Source organism: Psychrobacillus sp. (genome assembly GCF_056205495.1).
Window position 1 is genome coordinate 1 of the sequence record NZ_JBAEAP010000423.1, and the last position, 3581, is coordinate 3581.

The 3581-nt window shown below is 33.4% G+C and carries 4 protein-coding genes and 1 riboswitch; of the genes, 1 reads left to right on the forward strand and 3 read right to left on the reverse strand.

The annotated features are described in order from the left end of the window. The coding region (locus AC06OU_RS12405) for an SDR family NAD(P)-dependent oxidoreductase (protein ID WP_475856135.1) at positions 1 to 205 on the forward strand (205 nt) is incomplete at its 5' end. A 305-nt stretch (positions 206 to 510) separates the two neighbouring features. Here the strand turns inward: AC06OU_RS12405 and queE are convergent. From queE to AC06OU_RS12420, 3 genes are all read right to left on the reverse strand, one after another. Continuing rightward, complete coding sequence (queE, locus tag AC06OU_RS12410) at positions 511 to 1239, reverse strand: 7-carboxy-7-deazaguanine synthase QueE (RefSeq protein WP_475856137.1); 729 nt, start codon at positions 1237 to 1239, stop codon at positions 511 to 513. Then, positions 1232 to 1705, reverse strand: a complete 474-nt coding sequence (queD, locus tag AC06OU_RS12415; protein WP_475856139.1) for a 6-carboxytetrahydropterin synthase QueD — start codon at positions 1703 to 1705, stop codon at positions 1232 to 1234. The genes queE and queD overlap by 8 nt, the downstream gene beginning before the upstream one ends. Before the next feature lie 130 nt (positions 1706 to 1835). After that, positions 1836 to 1882: riboswitch (PreQ1 riboswitch) on the reverse strand. Positions 1883 to 2637: 755 nt separating this feature from the next. Further along, positions 2638 to 3581, reverse strand: a 944-nt coding sequence (locus AC06OU_RS12420; protein ID WP_475856141.1) for a GGDEF domain-containing protein, incomplete at its 5' end; no start/stop codon positions are given.

Here is a 3581-nt window from a genome sequence, read left to right on the forward strand (position 1 = left end):
TGTACATCCAGGTGTTATAGCGACACCAATGGTAGTTCAAGAAGATACAAAAGCAGCTGTAGAAGAATTCGCTAAGCATATTCCATTAAAACGTGTAGCACAACCAGAGGAAGTATCAAACATGGTACTATTCTTAGCTTCTGATGAATCTAGCTATTCAACAGGTTCAGAATTCGTGATTGATGGTGGATTAACTGCACAGTAAAATGATAAAAGGTGGATTTTCTATTTACTTAAAAAATCGACCTTTATTTATTAATTAATTTTACCTCAATTGAACTATGAGATTTTTTCTAGACTAGCCTATATAAACACTTTCACATATTCCAGCTGCTGATTCATAAAAGCGTATGGATTAAAGTACCAAAAAGCGAATTTCGCGGGGGTTTCTCCAATAATCTGTATCTAACTCTGGTCATTTTTTCACTCCTAGGTATTGTATGAAAAAAAAACTGAATTATGTCATCCTATCCCCTTACCAAACTGCTCAATATTATAGAAACACTTCCGTTATACTCCTCTTTTATTTCCCCAGACGAGAGTGTGTAGTTGTGGAAGGACTTTGACATTTTTTAATTCATCATCCATCATCACTTGATCAATCAACATTTGATATTTCTTTAATAAATGATTAACTAACTTCGTATTGTCCATCGTAGTCGTGTCATCATTTCCAACTTGAAGATAAAAAGGAATAGTTGGGTATCGGAGATGAACCTCTTTTGCATAACGATAATCCTCTTGATTAAATAATACAATTTTTATAGATATATGCTGATCGTTATTTCTGTCTCTAAGTTTTTTTATCATACTAGATAGTGTAGAAAAGTCTGTTATCATACCAGAACTAGGGGGCTTAGGTGAAATCGTTAGCTCATCGATTTCATATAGCCAATCTTGCCATCTACTTCCTTGTGTCTCCACACCAATCTTTATGCTATTCTTTTTTAAAATTGCAATAAGTGATTCTAGATTACGTAGAAGTGCCGGATTTCCTCCCGAAATTGTAACGAAAGAAAAACCATTGCCTCCAAGGCGTTTTAACTCAGACCAAATGTCTGCTGCCGTCATTTGAACAATAAGATACTTACCACTGCCATCCCAAGTAAATGAAGAATCGCACCACGAACAGGAATAGTCACAGCCGGCTGTACGTACAAACATAGTTTTCTGACCCACTACCATGCCTTCACCTTGGATGGTAGGACCAAAAATCTCTATAACCGGTACTTTACTCATTCTCCATCCATTCCCTTCTAGCTTCCGCATAGCTTGTAGGAGTCTCATATAGCTTGATAAATTCCACACGTATATCAGTAGAACCTTGTTCGTCTAGCAATGCCTCACTCAACCTCTCATAAATCCAGACGACGATATTTTCTGCTGTCGTGTTCATTGGAGGCAGTGTTTCGTTTATATAGTGATGATCTAAATAAATTTCTATTTTCTGTTTCCAGATTTTCTTGATGTCTCCAAAATCTAGCATGATACCACGTTCGTCCGTATAACCACTTATTCCTAGTACTGCGCGATACGTGTGGCCATGCAAATTTTTACACTTACCTTCATAGTGATGCAAATGATGAGCGGCATCAAAGGTAAATTCTTTACTAATGAGAACTCGTTTTGAATGATATTTTAGTTGTTTCATTTGAATATCTTCATTAATCTTTTGTAGCTTTTCAACAATTCTAAAATTAGACATGCCTTAATTCCTCCCTTAAAAATATTACCGGCACTTTTCAAGAGAGGTACTAGCATATCAATCATTCCATTAAAAAGTATGTACTAAACAGAAAAAAGCCACATCCTATATGGACATAGCGTCTCGTCATGTTTCCATAGTTTTTTATAGAGGGTATAAGCTATGAACCTCTCCCGTTTAATCCCGGGCATTCTTTTATAAGAATATATTATCTAAACTGGTAAGAAATTTCAAATGATATTTTGAAATTACTATGTTCTTAATACTGTAAGTAGATGATTTGAGAAAGAAAGGTTGATCGCACATGGAAACGGTACAAACATTTCTACAAGAATTCAATGATAAGATGCAGATTTTAAATAAAGCTACTGCGGAAGCATCTGGATGACCCAAACTACTAGTGAAGCTAAGTGGGTGATCTATTTGGGGAGGCGGAAACAAAGTTCAATCTATTATAACCAAACGCAAGTTAGAAGATAGAATATTGGTGTAAGCTATACACAGAATACATAATTAGTAATGTTATTACGGGTTACTATGCTATATTAAATAAGTAATAAACAACTCTCGTTGACACCGAATAATGGTAACTTTAGATTAGGCAAATTAGCATTATTGGGTGCCAAACCCATTAGAGTTCTTTAGGAACAAAGAATTCTACCGCAGCATCTCCTTGTGAGATGCTGCTTTTTTGTTTCTTATTATTTAATAGGGTTTCCCATTTTAAAGGGGGATTTTTATTCCATTAATGATTGTTATAATAATACTGTTAAATCGGTACCAGCTTATCAGTGGTTTTCGCACTTACTTATGGTATGGTTCTCCGTACTGTTGCTAATTGCGATTTCTATATCATACTTATTTACAAATCTATGTATTTTTCTACTTCTTTTACGATCAGCTTTAAATGTTGATTTTTTCAAGTGTATTCTCTATATTTTTTTCATTAAATACTGTTCTTTAATATGTTTTTTATCCTCATACATACGCGCATCGCATGTATGATAGAGATACTCATAATTTATACCATCTTCTTTAACAAAAGAAATTCCAATGCTTGGTACAACTTCAATTTCGATGTCGTCTATCATATACAAGTTTTTTGAGAATACAAAACGTGTCTCATTTATCTGATTTAAAAACTTTTCCTTTGACTCAATTTGCTCAAAAAACATGATAAATTCATCTCCACCTAAACGTGCTAGTATATGGGGATTTGGTAAATTATCACGCAAGCAATTGGCCGTAAAAATTAACACATTATCTCCCGTTAGATGCCCGTATTTATCATTGACTTCTTTAAAAAAGTTTAAATCACAAATCATTAATGCAGCGTCTTGTTTTCTCGATTGCGCCAACTTTCGTTTTACTTCTTCTTCAAAATAAGTACGATTATATAAACCTGTTAGTACGTCGTGGTGAGCTAAATATTCATATTGTTTGGATTGCTGAAGTAAACTTTCTTCATACTTTATAGATTCTGTAATGTCATGTAATATAAACATCTTGCCAATCGGCTTATTAGTATTTCCATTTACAAAAGAAAAGCGAACATTATAATACTTTTCTCCGAGTTGCATTGATTGTGTAGTTAAGTTATCTTTTTCTAATTTATGTTCAATAAATTGTAGTAGTGGTGGAATATGAGATAGTACTTCTGCGGCAGAGTTACCAATCAACTTTTTATTAGGTAGCTGTTCAAATAATATATTGGCAGATTTATTATAAATTTTTAAAGTATTGTCTATATCAAAAATAATAACGGCATCATTTATAGATTCAAAAACTTTTTTCATAGCTAGAGGAGACAATTTCAACAGATTAAATTTGTAAATTCCCCATAAGTAAAATAAAGAAGAAAAAACTAGTCCAAAAG

Coding starts and splice junctions, on each gene's coding strand:
- queD (WP_475856139.1), bottom strand. CDS start 1,705: ATGTCTAATTTTAGAATTGTTGAAAAGCTACAAAAGATTAATGAAGAT.
- queE (WP_475856137.1), bottom strand. CDS start 1,239: ATGAGTAAAGTACCGGTTATAGAGATTTTTGGTCCTACCATCCAAGGT.